The sequence below is a fragment of the Rhodococcus ruitaii genome, from assembly GCF_055230935.1.
Map to the genome: position 1 here is coordinate 74,587 of NZ_JBUYWC010000013.1, position 20,665 is coordinate 95,251.

Below are 20,665 nucleotides of genomic sequence, written 5' to 3' on the forward strand. Positions count from 1 at the left end.
ATCAGTCGAACGAGCATCCCGTCGCGGGCCGGTCGCCGAGTTGATCGATGAGATGCACGGCTACGGTATCGAAGACGTACCCGTCGATGATCTGCGGGCCGAAGTGATTCGGCAGCGTTGTGCCGGGCGCGATCGGCGGCAAGGGGTTGGTGATGAACCTCACCGAGGCGCCGTTGCCACACCAGTCTTCGGCGAGTTGCCGGGCCTGCCCGTACGGGACGCTGTCGTCGTTGAGTCCACTGGTGATCACGATCGGTGCGGTCGGGGTGAGGCGGCCGATGCGCTGATCGTCGAGGGCAGCCATCGCCTCCGGGATGTCCGGCAGCCAGTCTCGCAGGCTGCGCCCGTCCACGGTCAGACTGCTCGTCTGCATGAACGGCCGGGTCAAGATGACGTCACCGATGCATGCCGTGCTCAGTTCCTGCAATATCGCTTTGCCCTCGGGGGTGGCTACCTCGTCGATTCGGGGGCCGAGTTCGGGATAGCGCGCGACGAGTCCGTTCAGGGTGAACCCGATGGCGCCACCGATGAGGGTGCCGTCGACCTGCCCGAGCACCGCCGCGAGGTCCGCGGTCGGCCCGCCTGCCCACACGCCACGCAGGTCGAGTTCCGGCGCGTAGCTCGGTTGCAGCTCCGCCGCCGCCGCAGTGGCACCGCCACCCTGCGAGTAGCCCCAGAACAGGAGAGGCGTCTCGGCTCCGGTGCCGGACAGCGCGTTCGCCGCCCGTGCGGCATCGAGAACGGCATGGGCGCTCTCGCGCCGGTTCACGTACGTGTGGATGCCGGGTGTCCCGAGGCCGATGTAGTCGGTGACGAACACCCGGGCTCCCCGCGCAGTCCATTGCGTTGTGGACAGGGCTTCTTGGTTGACCGAGAACGACATCGAGGGGTCGACCTGGGCGTGCAGCCCGTTCGCGAATGCCACCGACGGTGCGCACTGATCTCCTTGACCAACCGTGCCCGGCGCGACGATCACCGTCGGGCGTTCGCCCGGTCCGTTCCACGGGGCCGACGTGTCGACGTACGTTCCGGTGACCGCGACCGGGTCACCGCCCTGAGTGCGGGAGGTGTACATGACCCGTTCGGCGTGCACCGGCCACGCGCCGTCGTCCGTCGGCGGCAGGGCGAGCACATCCAACGGTTCGGACTTGATCACCGACCCCGGGGCCTCCGCAAACTGGGCAGGCGGAAGATAGAAGTCGTCGACCGGCGCCGCCGCGGCCGGTGAGGCGGTCAGTCCGGCGGCGGTTGCCGCGCCGGCGCACACAACGGTGGCGACGGCGGTGGCGCGCCGGATCCGTGCAGCGACGCCAGGGCGCCGCCCTTTCCCGACCTGCCCGAGCTTCCGGCGAGGATATGCGCTGACAGACACTCGGTTCTCCTTGATCGGGGGCGTGCGGCGTGTTGGGACACGAATCGGCACGTCCTGCCTGTTCACCGCCAGGAAAAACTAGACGAAATGCGAAATAGTGTCAAGAATTACAGCGTGCTGGATCACGCGCACACCCCTCAGTCCTCCGGTTTGTACGCAGGCTTCTCGACGGTGGGAGGCAAGATCGCGATGGACGAGATGCGCTTGAGTCCAGCGGATTGCAGCAGGTCGACGAGCAGCGAGCGGATCTGAGCGAACACCACCGTTGCGGACACTCCCGAACCCTCGACGAGATCGGGGTGCAGCTTCTTGGCAACGCTACGCAATACCCGCGCGGCCTCGGCCTGATCCGGTTGTTCACCTGGCTCGGCAAGGATCATCTCGCTGAGCACATCGACCGCGTCGGCGAGCTCTCCGATGAGGACGACGAGCCGGGGATCGAGGATCTCGTCGTCGCGGACCAGACTCAACGACCGTCGCGCCAGTACACGAATGTTGCGCATCGCATTGTCTATGGGGTCGGCCGCAGCCGTCATGCGTTCGAGGCGTGGCCGACTGTTCCAATACAGTGGCGAGATTCGGCTGATCTCGCGGCCACCCTGCAGATTGCTCCGCATGGCATCGATCGCCGATTGGGTGGCGCGTGCCTGGTCGAGGGCCTTCTCGATCGGTGCCGGATTGTTCTCGACGAGGCCGGACTCCACGTTCCGCAGTACCTCGGCCGCGGTCGCGATGATGTCTGCCGCGTTCTTCCTCGCCCGACGCACGGGGTGCGTGGGTATCAGCGCGACAACGGCAATGCCTACGAGGCCCCCGACGAGCGCGTCGACCATCCGGTCGATGCCTCCGGTACCGCCGGGAGGAATCAGCGTTGCCACCAGGACCGCGGAGTTTCCCGCCTGCATCGAGAAGATCGGCCCGCTGTTGATCATCACCGCCGACGCCATGGCGATCGCCACAACCAACGCGATCTGCCATGGACCGCTGCCGATCTGCGACACCAGCAGGTCGCCGACGCCGATTCCGACCGTCACGCCGCACACGAGTTCGACAGAGCGCCGAAATCGGGAGCCCAGGGACAGGCCCAGCGACACCACTGCGGCGATCGGCGCGAAGAACGGCTGAGCGTGTCCGATCAATACCGTCGCAACCCACCAGGCGAAACCCGCAGCGAGTGCGCATTGCACGATCGGCAGCGCAGACGACCGGAGTCGCAGCGACGACTTCCGCAGTTTCGTGCGGAAGTCGTCGCGGGTGGGAAACGACCTACTCGACGCCAAGTGCCGCGGCCGCACGGGGATCGCAATCCTCGAGCAGATCGAGGCACCGAGCGTGCTCGTCCGCTTCGCCGATCGCCTTCGCTGCCTTGGCCAGCACGGCGACACAGCGCAAGAAGCCCCGGTTGGGCTCGTGATCGTAGGGTACGGGGCCGAAGCCCTTCCACCCGTTACGGCGCAGCTGGTCGAGACCCCGGTGGTAGCCGGTGCGTGCGTACGCGTAGGCAGCGATCGTCTCGCCGGAGTCGAGCGCTGCTTCCGCGAGGTATGCCCATGCAATCGACGCGGTCGGATGCTCGGCCGCGACCTTCGCCGGCTCCTTGTGATCGAGCAACTCCGATTCCGCGTCGTCGTCACCGGGGAGGAGAGTGGGCTGGGGTCCGAGCAGATCACCGAATGAGGTCATGGCGCCCATTCTGCCCTTCGACCGCCGACCCCCGATAAGCTCCCCACATAATCACCCATCATCCGAACGAGGTGCAACGAGTGCCGGACCCGAAGAACGAAGACCCGACCGACGACTCGACGGAATCGTCAGCAGGCGAGGTTGCGGAGACCGGATCGGCCGACACACCACACGACGTCGACACGTCGGAAGATGCCGACCCCTCAGCGAAGGACGACTCGGACGATGCCGAGTCCGATGGTGACGAGTCCGACGGCGACGAACCCGACGGCGACGAACCCGACGGCGACGAACCCGACGGCGACGAACCCGACGGCGACGAACCCGACGGTGACGAACCGGACGGTGACGAACCGGACGGTGACGAACCGGACGATGCCCAGCCCGAGGACGGCGAACCCGCCGCCTCGGCGAAGGACGATGAGGCCGCCGAATCGGATCCTGCCGATGCAAAGACGGTTGCCATGCCGACCGTCGAGAAGGCCTTGTCCGAGACTGCATCGGACGACAGTGCCACTGATCCCGCCGAGGAAAAGACGGTTGCCATGCCGACCGTCGAGCGAGCCGGCCAGCCGGACGAGCCCCAGCGACCCGAGCCACCCGCACCGGAGCCGTCCGAGGCACCCACGACGCAGATCCCTGTCCGGAGCCACACCCCGAAGGCGGAGCCGCAGCGCATCGTGCCGCGCGTACCCGAGCCGCCGCGTTCGGAGCCTGCACCCTTCCAGCCCACACCGGCTCCGACCCGGATTCCTCCGTCCCCTCGAAAGAAGCGCGGAGGATGGATGGCCTTCGCCGGTGTCGCCGCCGCAGTAGTGATCGCCGTCGTCGCTGTCCTAGCGTTCGTGCAGTACCGGGGAAGCAACTCGCCCGAGTCCCACATCCGCGCCAGCATCGACGAATTCGTGCAGGCATTGAGCTCAGGCGACCTCGCGACGCTGCAGAATTCGACGTGCGGTGGGCTCGCAGAGTTCTACGCGACGGTCGACCCCGAGGAATTCGACAGCATTCATGCGCTGGCCGAGGAGCAGGGATCGGTGCCGGTCGTGTCGAGTATCGACAAGGTGCAGATCACCGACAACACCGCAATCGCCGAGGTCACGGCTCACCCGACGGGCGATCCGTCCGATGTCACAGCGCGCACGTTCGATCTTGCGCTCCAGGGTGAGGACTGGAAGGTGTGCAGCGAATAGCTGTGCAGTTCCGCACACCAGGCAGTCCGCAGACGACGAAAGGGCGCCGGCCCGCGCCGGCGCCCTTCTCCGCACTACCGGCTACTTGGCCGATACCGAGCGACCGGCCGACTTCAGGTCGGTGCACGCCTCGATCACGCGAGCGGTCATCGACGCCTCTGCCTTCTTCAGGTAGCTGCGCGGGTCGTAGACCTTCTTGTTTCCGACCTCGCCATCGACCTTGAGCACACCGTCGTAGTTGCTGAACATGTGCGCCGCGATCGGGCGAGTGAACGCGTACTGAGTGTCGGTGTCGACGTTCATCTTCACGACTCCGTAGCTCAGCGCCTCGTCGATCTCGGACTTCAGCGAGCCCGAGCCGCCATGGAAAACGAGGTCGAACGGCTTCGAACCGTCCCCGAGACCCAGCTTCTTCGACGCAGCCTTCTGGCCGTCATCGAGGATGCTCGGCTTGAGTTTCACGTTGCCCGGCTTGTAGACACCGTGTACGTTGCCGAAGGTCGCGGCCAGGAGGTACTGGCCCTTGTCGCCCGCGCCGAGCGCGTCGACGGTCTTCTCGAAGTCCTCGACGGTGGTGTAGAGCTTGTCGTTGATGGCGTTCTCGACGCCGTCCTCTTCACCGCCGACGACACCGATCTCGATCTCGAGGATGATCTTCGCAGCCGCGGCATCGGCGAGGAGTTGCTGAGCGATCTCGAGGTTCTCGTCGAGGGGGATGGCCGAGCCGTCCCACATGTGCGACTGGAACAGGGGGTTCCTGCCTGCGTCGACACGCTCCTTGGAGATCGCGATGAGCGGGCGGACGAAGCCGTCGAGCTTGTCCTTGGGGCAATGGTCGGTGTGCAGGGCGATCGTGACGTCGTACCGCTCGGCGATGACGTGCGCGAATTCGGCGAGCGCGACGGCTCCGGTCACCATGTCCTTGACGCCGAGGCCCGAGCCGAACTCCGCGCCACCGGTCGAGAACTGGATGATGCCGTCGCTACCGGCGTCCGCGAAGCCCTTGATAGCGGCGTTGATGGTTTCGGACGAAGTGCAGTTGATGGCCGGGAACGCGAAGGAGTGCTCCTTGGCGCGGGCAATCATCTCGGCGTAGACCTCGGGAGTTGCGATAGGCACGGCAGGTGACCTCCATGTCGACGTGTCGGCGCGCTCGGCCGATAGGGCCGGCTGTGTGTTGTCCGAGCGGTTGTGTGTTGTCCTAGCAGTATGGCAACTCCGGGCGCCGACGGGGCGAGTGCGTCCAGGAGCGGGCCGGAGGGCCGATGTCCGATTGCAGTTAGCATGGCACCCGTGACGACAGAATCCCGCGCGACGGCGACAACCGAGACGGACCCATCAAGTCCTCGACCGACACCGACCGCCTTGCTCGGGAATGTGCTCCGCGGCGGCCTGATCGGCGCAGCCGAGACCATACCGGGCGTATCCGGCGGGACGGTCGCCCTGGTGACGGGGATCTACGGGCGACTGATCGCGTCCGCCAAACACCTCACCGACGTACCTCGCGCGCTGGTCACCCGGTCGGACTGGAAATCGTGTCTCCGGCGCGTCGACTGGTGGCTACTGCTACCGGTAGCGCTCGGGATGGCGGTCATCGTCGTCTCGATCGCCGGTGTGATGGAGTCGTTCGTCAGCGACCATCCGGTCAGCTCCAAGGCCTTGTTCATGGGCATGATCGCAATGTCGGTGATCGTACCGTTCCTCGAAATCGAATCAGGCGCGCTCGGCTCAGCGAAAGCGAAGGGCCGTGCGGTCGTCCTGTTCATAGTGATGGCCGCCGCTGCGTTCGCGCTGACATCACTACCGCGCAGCGAGTTCGACGACCCTCCGTTGCCGATCGTCTTCGGTGCCGCCGCCATAGCGATATGCGCGCTCGTGCTGCCGGGGGTCTCGGGGTCGTTCTTTCTACTCGTGGTCGGCCTCTACGCGCCCACCATGGCCGCCATCGACAACTGGAACCTGTCGTACCTGGCGGTGTTCGCGCTCGGAGCAATCGTCGGCCTGGTGAGCTTCGTTCGAGTGCTCGAGTGGCTGTTGGAACACCACCACACTGTTGCCATGGTCGCCGCCGGAGGCTTGCTGCTCGGCTCACTGCGTGCCCTGTGGCCGTGGCAGACGGACAGGGGGGCAGTGCTCGGTGTCGGTGATGATTGGCCGCTCGCCCTCGGCTTGTTCGTTGTCGGAGCGGCGATCGTCGGTGTGGTTGCGTTCGTGCAGCGTAAGGCGTACATCGCCGATGCGCGCGCGTCGGCTACCGCGTCCGACTGACGCCGGCCCGCCCGTCCGGGGCCGCCGGAACTTCTACACATCGGCGGTGTCGCGGTAGTCTGGACCGTCGTGACCGATTCTCTTCTCGACACCCCGACCTACTTGGCGCTGCTGCCCGGCTTCCTCGATCCGGTCAATCTTCTCAATTCGTTCGGGACCTGGATGCTCGTCGGCCTGCTGGTCGTCGTGTTCATCGAGTCGGGTCTGTTGTTCCCGCTGCTCCCCGGCGACTCGCTGCTGTTCACCGCCGGGCTCATCGCTGCGTCGAAGTCGGCGGAGGTCGACCCGTTCGCGCCGCTGTGGGTCCTGATGGTGACCATTCCGATCGCGGCAGTTCTCGGCGATCAGGTCGGGTACTTCATCGGCACCAAGGGCGGCGCAAAGCTGTTCAAGAACGACGACGCGAAGTTGTTCAAGAAGAAGTACCTCGACGAGTCGCACCGCTTCTTCCTGCGCCACGGCCCCGCGATGATCTTCCTCGCCCGTTTCGTGCCGATCGTCCGTACCTACGCCCCCCTGGTGGCGGGCGCCGCGAAGATGCCGTACCGGGTGTTCATCACATACAACGTGCTCGGCGGCATCGTGTGGGGCGCCGGCGTGACGCTGCTGGGCTACCTTCTCGGTCAGATCACGTTCATCGCCGACAACGTCGATGTCATCTTCCTGCTGATCGTGTTCGTGTCGGTGCTCCCGATCATCAACGAGGTCGGCAAGCACTTCCTGGCCTCGCGTAAGAATGCCAGAGCGCAGGGCACCGAATCGGACGGGACGGCGTCGGAGCAGGACGGGCCTGCTGCTGTGTCGCCGGCAGCGGAGCACGCACCCACGACACCCATCCCGACTGCACAGACTTCCGCGCAGACGGCGCCGATCCGGGCGGTCGAGACGGACCCGAAGAGCCGGCCGTAGGGTCGGTCCCTCGCCGACAGACGCAACCGCGGCACCGATCAGGCAGGCATCCCGTCAGGCAGGTACAGCCACCGCGTACGCAGCTTCCATGAGCATCCATCCGCCGAGCTGCACCGACAGATCACGTTCGGCGATCGACGACGGCCGCACGCTACCGGCGACGAACTGTGTGGCACCGCCCGGCGAGCCGGGTAGGGTGGCACCGCCCGGCGAGCCGGGTAGCGTCGCGGGTGTGGACCAATCACTTCCGAACAGCGGAAGCCCCTCGATCTGCAGCCGGTTCTCCCACACCCCCTCCGCTGAGGTGAGCACGATACGCCGGGCCGCAGCGCGCGCCCGCACGTCGTCGGAGTCCTGCACCGGCAGGGTGGTTGCGACCATCGCGAGATAGCGCGCGAGGATGCCGTTGAAGAGGCCGCCGTCGCCGCCCCCACCGCCGGTGATGATGCTGCGGTCGGTGAGTTGGTTGTCGACAGCGTCGACGAGTGTGTGGACCCGAGCGCGGTGACGTGGGTCGTCGCATCGGGTCGCGAGTTCGGTCTCGACTCCGAGCACCACACCTTGGCAGTACGAGTAGACGGCACGCTCGAGTACACCGTGGCGGATGCCGTCGAAGACGAGCCCGGTCCGGGGATCGACGAGGTGCTCGTGGATCCATTCGGCCATCGCGCGCGCCCGCTCGACCTTGCCCGATCTCGCAAGCAGCAGCGCTGCCGGACCGTTGGCGGGAGCGTTGAAGAAGGCGTCTCCACGACGCCACGGGATTCCCCCACCGCGCTCGGGTTGCCACGCATCGTGAAGTTCACTGACGAGGGTCGCGATTGCGCCACCATGATCGACGCGCAGGTGCCGTCGAGCGCGATCGAGGGCGAGCCCGAGCCAGGCCATGTCGTCGAAGTAGTTGTTGGTCCAGCCGGTGATGTTGCGGATGCGGTGACTACGGGTGAGTTGCACGACGCGCCGTCGACTGTGCGCGCGGAGTCGATTACCGACCTGGCGGTCGGTGTCGTCGCCGGCCTTCACCTGCCGCTCTGCCGCGTCGACGACGAGGTCGATCAGGTGTGCCTGCCACCAGTAGTGCCACGAACCGAAGAGGCGCTCGCGCCTGGTCGCCGGCCAGCCGACGACCCCGAGTTCGGTGCCGGGCAGACCCCACAATCGACGCAGGTGTCTGGCAACGACGGCGGCTTCGGCTGCGTCCGCCCGGCCCGCCCACATTTCTGGCATGCAGTAATCATCTACCAGGCGTCGCCGAGGTCGGCGTGTTGGCGGATCCAGGCGTGCATGGCGATTCCCGCCGCGACGCCGGCGTTGATGGAGCGGGTCGAACCGAACTGTGCGATCGACACCGTCTTCGTCGCCACCTCGCGTGCCCGCTCGGTCACCCCCGGTCCTTCCTGGCCGAACAACAGCAGGCAGTTGCGGGGCAACTCCACCGTCTCGAGCGGCACGGAGCCCGGGGTGTTGTCGACGGCGACAATGGTCAGATCGTGCTCGGCAGCCCAGTCGATGAGGGCATCGATATCGGGGTGATGATGCAGATGCTGGTAGCGATCGGTGACCATGGCCCCACGGCGGTTCCAGCGCCGTCGGCCCACGATGTGGACGGCAGCTGCCGCGAACGCATTGGCGGTGCGTACGACGGTGCCGATGTTGGCGTCGTGCGCGAAGTTTTCGATCGCTATGTGCAGCGGGTGCCGGCGGGTGTCGATGTCGGCGACGATCGCGTCGCGCGTCCAATACCGATAGGCATCGACAACGTTGCGCCGGTCGCCGTGTTCGAGCAACTCGGGGTCGTACCTCGGGTCGGTCGGTGGAGGTGTCCCGAACTCGTCGGTCCACGACGCCATGCCGTGTGGATGCTCGCCCCATTCGGTGGGTCCGGCGAGCGGGTCCGGCCCCGGCTCCTGCCGTGGTTCTCGGCCGAGCACGATTCCCCGGTCCGTCACGGTCAGAACGTCTCGTTCGAGCCGGATGCGACGGTGAATCCGTGCCCGGTACTGTCGTTGGTGCAGGTCACGTCGACTTCGGTGGTTCCGCACGTGTACCCGAGTTGCGAGAGCGTCGACCCCGCGGGCAGCACCTCTGCAGACCCCTCGACGGGCAGGTAGACGGGGCCGCCCGAACACAGGAACTCACCGGGACCGCTGTCCACGACGCGCATTCCGTGCCCCCAGTTGACGACGCAACTCTCCGGCTGTGGCGGCACCGGATCTGTGGCGCCCTCGCAACCCGCTTCGGTGCGGCCCGGGAGTTGCACGATGCCGCACGCGAACGCGCCGTCGGGTGTGGTGAAGTAGTACGATTCGCCCTGCTCGAACGCGACGGCCTCCAAGGTCGGCGGCACCTCGGGAGCAAGCTCGGTCGTCGTTTCTGCAGGCGGGAGCTCGGACGTCGGTGTGTCCGTCATTTCCCCCGTGGCGGCTTCCGTCGTGGTCGGTGCAGCGGCCGTGGTGGAAGTCGCAGTAGCGGCCTGCTGGGCCGCATCATCCGGTTCGCCGCCGGATCCCCCGCATCCACTCAGAACCAGCACAGCTCCCAACACAACCGCTGCCGACGACACACGCACCTTCACACCGCTCCCTCCGACGAGCTCAGAAAGTGCCACTCTATCGACCGGCGGTCGAAGCACACACACGCGCTAGTCTGGGAGACGGAGGAGCCATGAAGCACAAGCGCATCCTGCGCGCGGTCGCGTTCATCACGACCGGATACCTGATTCTGTTGTCACTCTGGCTGAACCTCTTCTATCCGATCTCCGCCGAGGGCACCGCGGAATTCCAGGTGATGTTCCTGGTCTGCCTGTACGGCGCGGTGCTCGGTGTGGGCATGCTGATCGCCGATCGCACCAGCAGAGAAGACCGCAAGATCGAGCGCGACGGACTCGAGGGCTGGGCGACGATCCGTGCGGCCACCCCGCTCGGCGCTGTGATCGGCGACGTGCAGCGAACCGAGCTGGATCTGGATCTGATGGTGCCCGGATCCGAGCCGTACAGCGGAAAGGTGGTGTTCGAAGCCGATCGCAGTGACCTGCCGCGGCTGGTGGCCGGGCATGTGGTGTCGGTGCTCGTCGACCCCGACGACCGCACCCGGATCCTGATCTATCCTTGATCGATCATGCGCGCCGACTGATCACGTGCGCCGCACCCGCGCGAGCATCCCCTCGACCAGAAGCAATTGCGCAGCCGCGTACGTAGCGAGTACGAACCCTTCCGCCGCCGCCCGCGCGCTCGTGTGTTTCAGCAGTGTCCGGCGCACAACGATGGTGCCGTCGGACATCGTGAACACGAGCCCGCCGAGACCGAGCCAACTGCGCCGGTCTGCAGTCGGAAGCACGAGACCTCCGGAGGACTTCGCTCCGGGCGCAAGGGAAGGGTCGGAGGCAAGTGCCGCGGTGGTCGCCAGCAGGGTGCCGTACGTGGTGAGCGGAACCGCCACCGAGCGGCTTCGCCGCCCGAGCAGTCCGGCGGCACCCAGGATCGCGGGCACACGCTGCAGCACCGCGGCTCGGGTCGGGCGCGCGCCGCGCCGCGCGAGCAAGGTCGAATACGATATTTGCATCACTGCGAAAGAACGTGCACCGCGAAGGATCCTCCGGTCGTCGTCGGGATCGATCATGAACACGTCACCCGCGGTCGCGGCGGTCAGACCGGCAAGGAGCAGCGCGGCGTCGGCGCGGTCGAGGTCGCGGGAGCGGCGCAGCACCCGGACGGCGAGCGAAGGCGCGATCAGCGGCTTCGCGACCTTCTGCACCGACTCGTTCCCCAGTATCCCGCCGACCACCGTCGCCGCGCTCGCAGCCGCGAACACAGCGTGCTCGATACCCCACTTGCTCCGAGTGAACCAACCCATGAGCGCACAGTACCGGGCCTGCCATCAACAGCGGCGCGCACCAGGGGACGCAACAGCGCGCAGGAACACCGGGGACGGAAACCCGCGAGTCGCGGCCGCTGTAGTCACACACGATTCGACCCTCGGCACATCATCGTTCTCGCACAAGGCAATTGCCGATCCACCGAAACCTCCCCCGACCATGCGTGCGCCGAGTGCACCCGCCGCAGTCGCAGCATCGACGGCGCAGTCGAGTTCGGCGCAGCTGACCTCGAAATCGTCGCGCAGAGACCGATGCGACGCGTCGAGCAGCGGACCGAGGTCGCGCACACGACCGGCGCGCAGGGCGTCGGCGGCAGCGCGGACCCGCCGAATCTCGGTGACCACGTGTCGCGCGCGACGCTGCAGCATCGGGTCTTCCAGTGGGGAAACGGATTCCACCGAGCGTAGTGGCTCACCTAGCCGTCGTGCCGCTTCCTCGACAGCGGCACGACGCGAACCGTACCGGCCGTCGACGAGGCGGTGTCCTGTTCCGGTGTCGACGACCAGGACCGTGAGGCCGGCCGCTGCGGTGTCGACCGGGATGTGTTCGACGTACCCGTCGGCGCAGTCGAGAAGCAACGCGTGGCCGGCGCGGCCACGCAGAGCGATTCGCTGATCCATACCCCCGGTGGGCGCCCCCACGTAGTCGTTCTCCGCACGCACACACGCACGGGCGAGGACATCGCGTCCGTTGTCGTCGACGGGAAGCCCGCACAGGTCGGCGAGCGCGAGCGCCACCGACGCCTCGAGCGCAGCGGACGACGACAGACCCCCACCAACCGGAACCGTCGACTCGATCGCGATGTCCGCTCCGCGGAAACCGGGTGGGTCGAGCGCCCACACCACACCGGCAACGTACGCGCCCCAGCCGTCGACGCGCCGACCCAACTCGACGTCCACGGGAGCGAATCCGGTGCTGTGCATGCGGAGCCGCCGATCCGCACGAAGACGCACCGCGGCCGCCGTGGACTGGGGGATCGCCATCGGCAGGCACAACCCGCCTGCGTAGTCGACGTGCTCACCGATCAGGTTGACGCGACCGGGCGCGCACCAGATGCCGTCGGCGTCGCCACCGAACACCGTGGTGAACGCGCGCGACGCGTCGTCGCACACCGCGCCGTCGGGAACCATCACGGTGCGAGCTCGCGTAGCCGCCCGGCGATGCGCTCGGGTGTCGTGTCGCTGATCCAGGCGCCCATCGCCGATTCGGAGCCCGCCAGGTATTTGAGCTTGTCGGAGGCACGGCGCAGCGAGAAGATCTGGCAGAACAACCGGCCGTGCTCGCGTCCGTCCCCGACGGGGGCCTGGTGCCATGCAGCGATGTACGGGACGCGGTCGAGTCCGTCGAAGAACCCATCGATGCGTCCGAGCAGGTCGCGATAGGCGAGGGCGAGTTCGTCGCGTTCGGCGTCGACGAGCGCGGTGAGATCGGGGACGTCGCGATGCGGTGCGAGGTGCACCTCGATCGGCCACCGCGCCGCCGCGGGCACGTACGCGGTCCACCATTCGCCCGACCACACGACGCGGGTTCCGCTGCGGCGTTCGGCGTCGAGGATGTCGCGCTGGAGCGACCGGCCCGTCCGTTCGTGATGGTCGCGGGCGCGATCGAGCAGCGTCCGCGTCCGCGGCGGCAGGAATGGGTAAGCGTAGATCTGGCCGTGTGGATGTTCCAGTGTCACACCGATTTCGAGCCCGCGATTCTCGAAACAGAAGACCTGCTGCACACCCGGAAGCGACGACAGCACCGCTGTGCGGGACGCGAGCACGTCGACGACGGTACGGGCACGGGCCGCGGGGAGGTCGGCGAACCGCGCGTCGTGTTCTGCGGTGAAGGCGATCACTTCGCAACGGCCACCCGCCGAGCCGTCACCCGCCGAGAGCGCCGGGAAACGGTTCTCGAAAACCACGACGTCGTAGTCGTCCGCAGGGATTTCGGTGGAGGCGCCGGGCCGGGTCGGGCAGAGCGGGCAGTCCGCGACCGACGGCAGGAACGTACGGTCCATGCGGTGCGCGGCAAATGTCACCGGATCCCCGGTGAGCGGGTCGATGCGGACCTCCGACGCCGCCACGACCGCCGGAAGCTCCCGACGGTCGTGTGCGGCACGGGTGACTGCTCCCTCGGCGTACGGTTCGGTGTCGTCGAAGAAGATCAGTTCGCGACCGTCCGCAAGTTGTGTGACGGTCTGCCGCATCCGTGGGACCACGGGATCAGGAGTTGTCGAGGCCCAGGTCGGAGAGGCCGAGCAATGATCGGTATTCGACGCCCTCCGCGGTGATGACCTCGTCGGCTCCGGTGGCGCGGTCGACGACCGTTGCGACACCTACGACGATCGCTCCCACGTCGCGCAGGGCCTTGACGGCGGTGAGCGGCGAGTTCCCGGTGGTGGTCGTGTCTTCGACGACGAGCACTCGCTTGCCGACGACGTCGGGGCCTTCGATCTGCCGCTGCATGCCGTGCGCCTTGGCGGTCTTGCGGACGACGAACGCGTCGATCGGGCGTCCCGGTGTGTGCATGACGGCCATGGCGACCGGGTCGGCGCCCATGGTGAGCCCGCCGACCGCATCGAAGTCCCAATCCGAGACAAGGTCGCGTAGAAGCGAGCCGATGAGCGGGGCTGCGCGGTGATGCAGGGTTGCGCGGCGCAGATCGACGTAGTAGTCGGCTTCCTTGCCCGACGACAACGTCACCTTGCCGTGCACTACTGCCAGCTCACGTACCAGCGCAGCCAATTCGTCGCGATCGCTCATCGCACAATCCTTCACCGTCGTCTCGTTCACCGCCGGTGGCGGAACCGGCACGAAATCGAGCGTAGTCGCTGCCCGGTGCACCTCAGGCGGCGACGGTCCCCGAGTCCTTCTCGTCGCTCTTGCCGGAGGCGGGCGCCTGCCCTTCGGTCTGCTCGGCCGTCGCCGGAGCCTCGGACTCGGTATCTGCCGCCGGCGCCGCCGGAACCGCGAATACGGTAACGGCCCGCACCCCTGCCAGCATCGCGAACATCGACGTCGGGAAGCTCGACACCTGGGAGTTGAGCTTGTCCGCGAGGTCGTTGTGGACGCGAACCGCACCGGCGATGCGCTGCTCGCGGGTGTGCAGTTCGCGGGCGACACGGATGAACGGCCAGTGGTTGACTCCGTCGAGAACCCCGATGAGCTCGTGCAACGCGGCCGACAACGCGTTCTCGGTGGCAGCACGTTCGGGGAGGTCGAGGCGCTGGTCGCGCATCGCGATGGCGAGCGAGCGTGCTCCCACGACGGGGCTGATGCGGCTGCGCTCGACACCGGCACCCGCCGATGCCGCGATGAGCGCGGGAATCAGATCGTAGCGATCATCGAGTTCGTTCAACAGTAGATGCAGGCTGTCTCTACGTCGGGCGCGAAGCGTCCGCAACCGGTACATCCCCAACCGTATCCAGAGCAACGCAACGGCCACGACTGCCACAACTATCACCAGAGCCACAGGTGTCACGGCGAGAAATGTACAGACTCCGATCGGTTCGCACGACGACGGATCCGGCGTGTCAGCCCGGGTGTGTCCGTACCGTGACCTGACCGGCGCGGCTCAGCGATGCGCAGACGGGCGTCCCGGATCATGGAAGCTGCGATCGACGTTGTCGGGATCGACCACGGGCGGGAGGACGTGCAGAATGCCCGACAGGCGCGCAACCGCTTCGATCGCCGCATCCCATTCACGCCCGTTGCTCCCCACCGGGATCGAACCGAGCGTCCACGGACCCTCGCTCCACAGCATCTGGACATGCTCCGGGATCGACTGGGTGAACGAGACCATCCGCTGGTCGCACACGCGGCGGGCGATCTCGAGATCGGTGGAGAACACGATGCGCGGGCCAATCGACCCGAGCAGATTCATGTCGGAATCCTTGGGCGGGGGTGTCGACTTGAGGCGTAGATCGATGTCGACGTCGGACCCGACCTTGCGGCGCACTGCGACGATCGTGGCGGTTTCCTCGATGTCGAACAGGATGAATTCCTCGCCCCGCCGCACCCCGCGCACGACGTCGATCGCGCCCAGGTATTCCTGTTTGGCCAACGCCGCGCGATGCCAGTTGGAGGGCAGCCGCTCGTCGGAATCGGTGTATTTGTATCCCTGGGCCCGCGCCCAGATCTCCCGCACACGGCCGGACTGTTCCCTCCGCGTGCGGTCGACGTACAGCAGAGCGAGCGCGCCGAGAAGCGCGATCGCCGCCAGACCGAACCACATGAATGTCATCGCGATCAGCCTAGCGTCTTCAGTTGCCCGGGCTGCCGAACGACGGGAGCGACGCGCTGATGACGGTTTCGGCCGTCATCTGTCCGTTCTCGACCGGGCTGCCGGTCGCGACGACGGTCGCACCGATCTCGAGTGCCTCCGGGGAGGATCCCCGCAACGTGATGATCTGGGTTTCCGGTGTGAACAGCACCGTGGTGAGCGACCCACCGATACCACTGAGGGTGATGCTGGTGCCGTCGTTGGCCGTGATCGACCCCACGACGGCACCGGTCTGGCCGAGGGCCTCACCGAGCCCGCCGGGAAGGTCGTCGAGCGGAAGATCCGGCGCTGCGCCGGGTGCGGGAACCGGCGACGGTGTCGTCGTGGGTGCCGGTGGCTGCGCCTGCGTGGTGGTCGGCCCTGTCGCGGTGGTGTCGGGCTCGTCGCCGCTTCCACTCAGGAGATAGCCGATGATCCCGCCGAGAGCGATGAGCACGACCACCGCGAGAGCGAGAACACCCCAGCGGGTACCGCGCGGCTTCTTCTCGGGTTCGGCGGGCTGTCCGTATCCGGGCTGTCCGTATCCGGGTGGGGGTGCGCCGGGCGGTTGATACCCCCCGCCCGGGTAGCCGGCCGGGGGGTACTGCCCCTGCTGGTATTGGGTCTGCGGGTATTGCCCCAGCGGTTCGCCGAGCTGCTGGGTGGGGTTCGGGGGTGGCGCTGCCGAATCGAAGCGCGGATCGTACCGCGGGTACGCCAGCGTGGGGTTCGTCACCGGCTGCCCGTATGCCTCCGTCGGGTCGTCGGTGTGCAGTACGCGCGTCTCGTCGTCGCCCGGCTCGTCGTGCGGATAGGCACGTTCCTGCGGCGTACGCGGATCGTTCGGATTTGTCATAGCCCTTTCCAAGATACCGACACAGGGCGTCGGATGGGCACAGCACTGCGGGTCTGGATTGCCGTTGCCTCGCCTTATATTCATGCTTATGATTCATATCATTATCAAATGAGTTTCCATCGAAGCGAGGTTTCGAAATGACTGACAAGAATCGCCTACTCCGCGTGGCCATCGTCGGTGCAGGCCCCGCCGGTATCTACGCCGCCGACGCACTCATGAAGTCCGACACTGCGCAGGATCCCGGGGTGAGCATCGACCTGTTCGAACGCATGCCGGCCCCGTTCGGCCTCATCCGCTACGGCGTCGCCCCCGACCACCCCCGCATCAAAGGCATCATCACCGCGCTGCACAAGGTGCTCGACAAACCCAACGTGCGCCTGCTCGGCAACCTCGACTACGGCGTCGACATCACACTCGACGACCTGTACCGCTTCTACGACGCGGTGATCTTCTCGACCGGCGCCAACGCCGACCGTGAACTGACCATCCCCGGCATCGACCTCGACGGCAGCTACGGCGCCGCCGACTTCGTGTCCTGGTACGACGGCCACCCCGATGTTCCCCGCACCTGGCCACTCGACGCCGAGAAGGTCGCCGTCCTCGGCGTCGGCAACGTCGCACTCGACATCGCGCGCGTACTCGCCAAGACCGGCGACGAACTGCTGCCCACCGAAATCCCACCGAACGTCTACGACGGCCTGAAGAACAACAAGGCCGTCGAGGTCCACGTCTTCGGGCGCCGCGGGCCGGCACAGGCCAAGTTCACCCCCCTCGAACTGCGCGAACTCGACCACTCCCCGACCATCGAGGTCATCGTCGACCCCGAGGACATCGACTACGACGCAGGCTCCGAGGCCGCCCGGCGCAACTCCAAGCAGGTCGACATGGTCGCCAACACCCTGCAGGATTGGGCCATCCGCGACGCCGGCGACCGCCCGCACAAGCTGTTCCTGCACTTCTTCGAATCACCCACCGAGATCCTCGGCGAGGACGGCACGGTCGTCGGCCTGCGCACCGAGCGCACCGAACTCGACGGCACCGGCAACGTCCGAGGCACCGGCAAGACCCGCGACTGGGATGTGCAAGCCGTGTACCGCGCGGTCGGTTACCTGTCGCAGAACATCGCGAACCTGCCGTTCGACGACCAGGCCGGCACCGTCCCCAACGAAGCCGGACGCGTGCTCGCCGACGAGACCGTCGACGGCCACGACCGGTTCATGCCGCACACCTACGTCACCGGCTGGATCAAGCGTGGCCCGGTCGGCCTGATCGGCCACACCAAGGGCGACGCCAACGAGACCGTCGCCAACCTCCTCGAAGACCGCTCCGCAGGTCGCCTCAACACCCCGGAGGCCCCCGGCGAAGACGAGATCGTCAAGTTCCTCGAAGACAAGCAACTCCCCTACACCACGTGGCAGGGCTGGTACCGGCTCGACGCACACGAACGCAGCCTGGGTGAGGCCGAGGGGCGTGAGCGCGTGAAGGTCGTCGAACGTAACGACATGCTCCGCGCGTCGAACCCCGCAGACGAACTCGTCTGATAGGCCATCGTGCCTGTCGAGGTCGACCACATGCTGTCGCGGTCGGTGGCGGCCACGCGGCACGGACAGCTGCGCCTCGGATTCGCGGCTGTCGCACTCGATACCGGAGCCCGCGTTCTCGTGTTCGCCGACGGCTCGCGGGTACCCTATGAGAAGTTGCTCATCGCGACCGGAATGCGACCAGCCAATCCCCCAGTGCTGGGATCCACGTGCTGCGCACGCGGACGACGTCGTCCGCGTGCGCCCGGACCTTGACACCCTGCTGACGAAATGCGCGAAAAGTCGCGACCGACGTCATAATCCTCGGCATCGGATCGACACCCGCCGCCGAGTGGCTCGATCGATCGAAGGTACAGTGCACCAAGGCAATCCGGTGAAACGAGTCCGCCGACTAAGTCCCGCACGTATGGGCGCTCAGTCAGGTCGCGGCGTGGAAACACGGTGGCGGGGCTCGCATCGAGCACCGGAACAACGTCGGCGACCAGGCGCACTTGGTTGCGCGGCCCTTTTGCCGGGTTTACTCTCGCGTGCGCGCCGCGGCGGGGCGAACGCGCATTCGTACGGCTGGACTTGTACGATTGGCTTCCCATTGATCCGACCGGGAGGACGTTGTGCCGGGCAGAGCCGATCGGCCTGAGAAAACCGCTATGATCGTGGCGCGCCGGATCGTATCCGAGGTCGCAAGAAGGGGTTTGCAGCCCGGCGACCGGCTTCCCTCCGAGCGGGTCATGCTCGACGAGTATGAGGTCGGCCGCGGCACCTTGCGGGAGTCATTGCGCTATCTGGAGCTGTCGGGTGCGCTCTCCCTCAAGCCAGGTCCGGGGGGCGGGCCCACCATCGAGAAGCCGGACGCCTCGCATCTCATGGACAGCATCGCGTTGCTGCTGCAGTTCGAGAAGGCACCACTCGACGCGATCCTCGAGGCGCGAGTCGGCCTCGAGCCGATGAACGCCCGGCTGGCGGCCGAACGCATCTCCGCCGAGCAGCTCGACGCGCTATACGGAACCGTGACCAGGATGGGCGAAGACATCAAGGACCTCGAGGTCTTCCACGAGACCAGTAAGGAGTTCCACGACATCCTGGCGTGGGCCTCGGGTAACGCCCTTTTCGGCTACCTGATCGACGCGATCAACGGGATATTTCGCGGTCCCCAGTTCACTGCATACTCGGTGGCGCACCGGAAGAAGGATCTGCTCGCGCACACCGAGGTCGCGGACGCGGTCGGCGAACACGACGCGGACCGCGCCGAGTCGCTTATGCGCACCCATATGGAGGAGATGGCCTCCCACCTGCGCAAGGGTGCATCCGACATCCTCGCGCAGCCGGTGACGTGGGAGTCGGCGCTCTGACCCGACGGACGTCACGCTGTGACGTCGACCTGGGATGCCATCAGCCGGGCGGTCCGATCGGTGCGACCGATCCGGTATAACCGGTAGGTGGCCCAGCCGCCGACCAGCATCGGAATGGCCATGAAATAGTACATCGTCTGCGGGGCCACCACAGCTAGCGCGTACCCCACCAGGATTGGGGCCGAGATCGACGCGAGCCGGCCGACGCCGAGCATCCATCCCATCGCGGTGGCTCGCGCCTGCGCCGGGTACAGCTGCGGGACGACGCCGGCGCTAGCGGTGATCGCGACATAGGTGAACAGACCGACCGCGATGGTGATGGTGATGGCGACCACGGCATGGTTGAAGAACGCAGCGAAGACGACGATCGACACCGCGGCGCTCAGCATCGAGATCCACAGGACCTTTGGTGCGGAGGTCTTGAGCGTCCACACGGAGAAGGCCAGCGCACCGAACAGACCACCGAGGCTGAGGATCAGGCCCGCCGCCGTCCCGAGGGAGGCGTCCCCGCTGGCCATCTTCACCAGCTCCGGCGTCCACGTATTCGCGAAGTAGAACGCACACATCAGGCAGGAGTAGGCGAGCCAGCTCAGCAGGGTGCGCTCGGTCAGCCCGCCGCGGAACAGTGTGCGGACATTACCCTCCTCGACCTCGATCTGCGTGGCAACCACTGCGGGACGGGCCAACGGGTCGATGTCCGCGTCGCCGAGCTTCTCCGCGATGCGGTCGAGCTGCGCCTGCGCCTCCGGGGTGTCCCGGGTGATCAGGAAGTCGATCGACTCAGGCATGAACAGCGACGCGATGATGAGGGCGAGCAGGGTCACGACCACACCGAAGCCGAACATCACGTGCCATGAACCGCCGAGCGCTCCGACCAGCAGCGCACCGATGCCGCCGCCGACGAGGCTCCCGACGGGGAACCCGATCGAGTAGATACCGAGGATCAGATTGCGGCGGCGATCGGAGCAGTACTCCTGCACGAGGACGACGAGGCTGGCAGCCATGCCTCCGATTCCGATTCCGGTGACCAGACGCGCCACGAGGAGAGTTTCGACATTCGGAGAGACGGTGCTCGCGATCATGCCGACGAGGCTGATCGTAAGACAGATCTGAACGAGCGTGCGGCGGCCGATTCGATCGGCGACTGGTGCCAGCAGGATCGATCCGGCGGCCATACCCACCAGCCCGGCGCTGAGTAGATATCCCTTCTGCGCGGAGCTCGCGAAGAATCCCTCCGGGAGATGAGGCAATACGTAACCCATGACGAAGACGTCGAATCCGTCGACGGTCACCACGAGTAGACAGGCGATCATCGATACGTACTGGTACCGGCGCATCGGCCGGGTCTTGATCGCGGTCAGCAGATCCATGGCAG

The 20,665-nt window shown here is 66.6% G+C and carries 22 protein-coding genes; 7 read left to right on the forward strand and 15 right to left on the reverse strand.

Annotation, left to right across the window (positions count from 1 at the left end; genetic code table 11):
* Position 1: 1 nt before the first annotated feature.
* From ACZI8W_RS17835 to ACZI8W_RS17845, 3 genes are all read right to left on the reverse strand, one after another.
* Positions 2–1,297, reverse strand: a complete 1,296-nt coding sequence (locus ACZI8W_RS17835) for a lipase family protein (protein ID WP_463369937.1) — start codon at positions 1,295–1,297, stop codon at positions 2–4.
* 212 nt (positions 1,298–1,509) lie between these two features.
* Positions 1,510–2,652 (reverse strand): FUSC family protein, encoded by a 1,143-nt coding sequence (locus ACZI8W_RS17840; RefSeq protein ID WP_463369938.1) that lies wholly within the window; start codon positions 2,650–2,652, stop codon positions 1,510–1,512.
* Positions 2,639–3,055, reverse strand: coding sequence for a DUF3151 domain-containing protein (locus ACZI8W_RS17845; RefSeq protein ID WP_463369841.1), 417 nt, complete (start codon positions 3,053–3,055; stop codon positions 2,639–2,641). Before ACZI8W_RS17845 ends, ACZI8W_RS17840 begins: the two co-directional genes overlap by 14 nt.
* 80 nt (positions 3,056–3,135) lie before the next feature.
* Between ACZI8W_RS17845 and ACZI8W_RS17850 the strand changes: the two genes are divergently transcribed.
* Complete coding sequence (locus ACZI8W_RS17850) at positions 3,136–4,248, forward strand: Rv0361 family membrane protein (protein ID WP_463369842.1); 1,113 nt, start codon at positions 3,136–3,138, stop codon at positions 4,246–4,248.
* Positions 4,249–4,329: 81 nt separating this feature from the next.
* Here the strand turns inward: ACZI8W_RS17850 and fbaA are convergent, their stop codons facing one another.
* On the reverse strand, positions 4,330–5,367 hold the full coding sequence (gene fbaA / locus ACZI8W_RS17855) for a class II fructose-bisphosphate aldolase (protein WP_463369843.1): 1,038 nt from the start codon (positions 5,365–5,367) through the stop codon (positions 4,330–4,332).
* A gap of 165 nt (positions 5,368–5,532) precedes the next feature.
* Between fbaA and ACZI8W_RS17860 the strand changes: the two genes are divergently transcribed.
* Together ACZI8W_RS17860 and ACZI8W_RS17865 are read left to right on the forward strand one after the other, a co-directional pair.
* Positions 5,533–6,516 (forward strand): DUF368 domain-containing protein, encoded by a 984-nt coding sequence (locus ACZI8W_RS17860; RefSeq protein WP_463369844.1) that lies wholly within the window; start codon positions 5,533–5,535, stop codon positions 6,514–6,516.
* Positions 6,517–6,555: 39 nt separating this feature from the next.
* Positions 6,556–7,425 carry a VTT domain-containing protein gene (locus tag ACZI8W_RS17865; protein ID WP_463369939.1) on the forward strand — a complete coding sequence of 290 codons (870 nt, stop codon included), beginning with the start codon at positions 6,556–6,558 and terminating at the stop codon, positions 7,423–7,425.
* A gap of 54 nt (positions 7,426–7,479) precedes the next feature.
* Here ACZI8W_RS17865 and ACZI8W_RS17870 read toward each other — a convergent pair whose 3' ends face one another.
* The 3 genes from ACZI8W_RS17870 to ACZI8W_RS17880 all read right to left on the reverse strand — a co-directional run bounded on the left by ACZI8W_RS17870 (position 7,480) and on the right by ACZI8W_RS17880 (position 10,033).
* Positions 7,480–8,652 (reverse strand): glycoside hydrolase family 76 protein, encoded by a 1,173-nt coding sequence (locus ACZI8W_RS17870; protein WP_463369845.1) that lies wholly within the window; start codon positions 8,650–8,652, stop codon positions 7,480–7,482.
* An 11-nt stretch (positions 8,653–8,663) separates the two neighbouring features.
* Positions 8,664–9,275, reverse strand: a complete 612-nt coding sequence (locus ACZI8W_RS17875) for a TrmH family RNA methyltransferase (protein ID WP_463369940.1) — start codon at positions 9,273–9,275, stop codon at positions 8,664–8,666.
* Between the two features lie 101 nt (positions 9,276–9,376).
* Positions 9,377–10,033: a hypothetical protein gene (locus ACZI8W_RS17880; RefSeq protein WP_463369846.1), complete on the reverse strand. Its 657-nt coding sequence runs from the start codon at positions 10,031–10,033 to the stop codon at positions 9,377–9,379.
* 56 nt (positions 10,034–10,089) lie between these two features.
* Between ACZI8W_RS17880 and ACZI8W_RS17885 the strand changes: the two genes are divergently transcribed.
* Entirely contained in the window at positions 10,090–10,536 is a 447-nt protein-coding gene (locus tag ACZI8W_RS17885; protein ID WP_463369847.1) for a hypothetical protein, read from the forward strand.
* A gap of 21 nt (positions 10,537–10,557) precedes the next feature.
* Here the strand turns inward: ACZI8W_RS17885 and ACZI8W_RS17890 are convergent, their stop codons facing one another.
* From ACZI8W_RS17890 to ACZI8W_RS17920, 7 genes are all read right to left on the reverse strand, one after another.
* Complete coding sequence (locus tag ACZI8W_RS17890) at positions 10,558–11,277, reverse strand: lysoplasmalogenase family protein (RefSeq protein WP_463369848.1); 720 nt, start codon at positions 11,275–11,277, stop codon at positions 10,558–10,560.
* A 24-nt stretch (positions 11,278–11,301) separates the two neighbouring features.
* Positions 11,302–12,429, reverse strand: a complete 1,128-nt coding sequence (gene galK / locus ACZI8W_RS17895; protein ID WP_463369941.1) for a galactokinase — start codon at positions 12,427–12,429, stop codon at positions 11,302–11,304.
* Positions 12,429–13,490, reverse strand: coding sequence for a galactose-1-phosphate uridylyltransferase (gene galT, locus ACZI8W_RS17900; RefSeq protein ID WP_463369849.1), 1,062 nt, complete (start codon positions 13,488–13,490; stop codon positions 12,429–12,431). Before galT ends, galK begins: the two co-directional genes overlap by 1 nt.
* A gap of 16 nt (positions 13,491–13,506) precedes the next feature.
* Positions 13,507–14,046, reverse strand: a complete 540-nt coding sequence (gene pyrE, locus ACZI8W_RS17905; RefSeq protein ID WP_463369850.1) for an orotate phosphoribosyltransferase — start codon at positions 14,044–14,046, stop codon at positions 13,507–13,509.
* 82 nt (positions 14,047–14,128) lie between these two features.
* Positions 14,129–14,764, reverse strand: a complete 636-nt coding sequence (locus ACZI8W_RS17910; RefSeq protein ID WP_463369851.1) for a LemA family protein — start codon at positions 14,762–14,764, stop codon at positions 14,129–14,131.
* Between the two features lie 93 nt (positions 14,765–14,857).
* Complete coding sequence (locus tag ACZI8W_RS17915; RefSeq protein WP_463369942.1) at positions 14,858–15,517, reverse strand: type III secretion system chaperone family protein; 660 nt, start codon at positions 15,515–15,517, stop codon at positions 14,858–14,860.
* A 28-nt stretch (positions 15,518–15,545) separates the two neighbouring features.
* A complete protein-coding gene (locus ACZI8W_RS17920; RefSeq protein WP_463369852.1) occupies positions 15,546–16,400 on the reverse strand; it encodes a hypothetical protein in 855 nt (284 codons plus the stop codon).
* A 137-nt stretch (positions 16,401–16,537) separates the two neighbouring features.
* On the opposite strand from ACZI8W_RS17920, the gene ACZI8W_RS17925 reads away from it, so the two are divergent.
* The 3 genes from ACZI8W_RS17925 (at position 16,538) to ACZI8W_RS17935 (ending at position 19,290) form a co-directional block, all read left to right on the forward strand.
* Positions 16,538–17,941: an FAD-dependent oxidoreductase gene (locus tag ACZI8W_RS17925; RefSeq protein ID WP_463369853.1), complete on the forward strand. Its 1,404-nt coding sequence runs from the start codon at positions 16,538–16,540 to the stop codon at positions 17,939–17,941.
* Positions 17,942–17,950: 9 nt separating this feature from the next.
* Positions 17,951–18,196: a hypothetical protein gene (locus ACZI8W_RS17930; RefSeq protein ID WP_463369854.1), complete on the forward strand. Its 246-nt coding sequence runs from the start codon at positions 17,951–17,953 to the stop codon at positions 18,194–18,196.
* Positions 18,197–18,588: 392 nt separating this feature from the next.
* On the forward strand, positions 18,589–19,290 hold the full coding sequence (locus tag ACZI8W_RS17935; RefSeq protein WP_463369855.1) for a FadR/GntR family transcriptional regulator: 702 nt from the start codon (positions 18,589–18,591) through the stop codon (positions 19,288–19,290).
* An 11-nt stretch (positions 19,291–19,301) separates the two neighbouring features.
* Here ACZI8W_RS17935 and ACZI8W_RS17940 read toward each other — a convergent pair whose 3' ends face one another.
* Positions 19,302–20,660 (reverse strand): MFS transporter, encoded by a 1,359-nt coding sequence (locus tag ACZI8W_RS17940; RefSeq protein ID WP_463369856.1) that lies wholly within the window; start codon positions 20,658–20,660, stop codon positions 19,302–19,304.
* Positions 20,661–20,665: the final 5 nt, after the last annotated feature.

Bases quoted from the DNA above. Each gene is read 5' to 3' on its own strand.
- ACZI8W_RS17870 (WP_463369845.1), bottom strand. From the start codon at position 8,652: ATGCCAGAAATGTGGGCGGGCCGGGCGGACGCAGCCGAAGCCGCCGTC.
- ACZI8W_RS17860 (WP_463369844.1), top strand. From the start codon at position 5,533: ATGGCACCCGTGACGACAGAATCCCGCGCGACGGCGACAACCGAGACG.
- ACZI8W_RS17925 (WP_463369853.1), top strand. From the start codon at position 16,538: ATGACTGACAAGAATCGCCTACTCCGCGTGGCCATCGTCGGTGCAGGC.
- ACZI8W_RS17940 (WP_463369856.1), bottom strand. From the start codon at position 20,660: ATGGATCTGCTGACCGCGATCAAGACCCGGCCGATGCGCCGGTACCAG.
- ACZI8W_RS17875 (WP_463369940.1), bottom strand. From the start codon at position 9,275: ATGGCGTCGTGGACCGACGAGTTCGGGACACCTCCACCGACCGACCCG.
- ACZI8W_RS17885 (WP_463369847.1), top strand. From the start codon at position 10,090: ATGAAGCACAAGCGCATCCTGCGCGCGGTCGCGTTCATCACGACCGGA.
- ACZI8W_RS17920 (WP_463369852.1), bottom strand. From the start codon at position 16,400: ATGACAAATCCGAACGATCCGCGTACGCCGCAGGAACGTGCCTATCCG.
- ACZI8W_RS17935 (WP_463369855.1), top strand. From the start codon at position 18,589: ATGATCGTGGCGCGCCGGATCGTATCCGAGGTCGCAAGAAGGGGTTTG.
- galK (WP_463369941.1), bottom strand. From the start codon at position 12,429: ATGGTTCCCGACGGCGCGGTGTGCGACGACGCGTCGCGCGCGTTCACC.
- galT (WP_463369849.1), bottom strand. From the start codon at position 13,490: ATGCGGCAGACCGTCACACAACTTGCGGACGGTCGCGAACTGATCTTC.
- ACZI8W_RS17845 (WP_463369841.1), bottom strand. From the start codon at position 3,055: ATGACCTCATTCGGTGATCTGCTCGGACCCCAGCCCACTCTCCTCCCC.
- ACZI8W_RS17915 (WP_463369942.1), bottom strand. From the start codon at position 15,517: ATGTGGTTCGGTCTGGCGGCGATCGCGCTTCTCGGCGCGCTCGCTCTG.
- ACZI8W_RS17890 (WP_463369848.1), bottom strand. From the start codon at position 11,277: ATGGGTTGGTTCACTCGGAGCAAGTGGGGTATCGAGCACGCTGTGTTC.
- pyrE (WP_463369850.1), bottom strand. From the start codon at position 14,046: ATGAGCGATCGCGACGAATTGGCTGCGCTGGTACGTGAGCTGGCAGTA.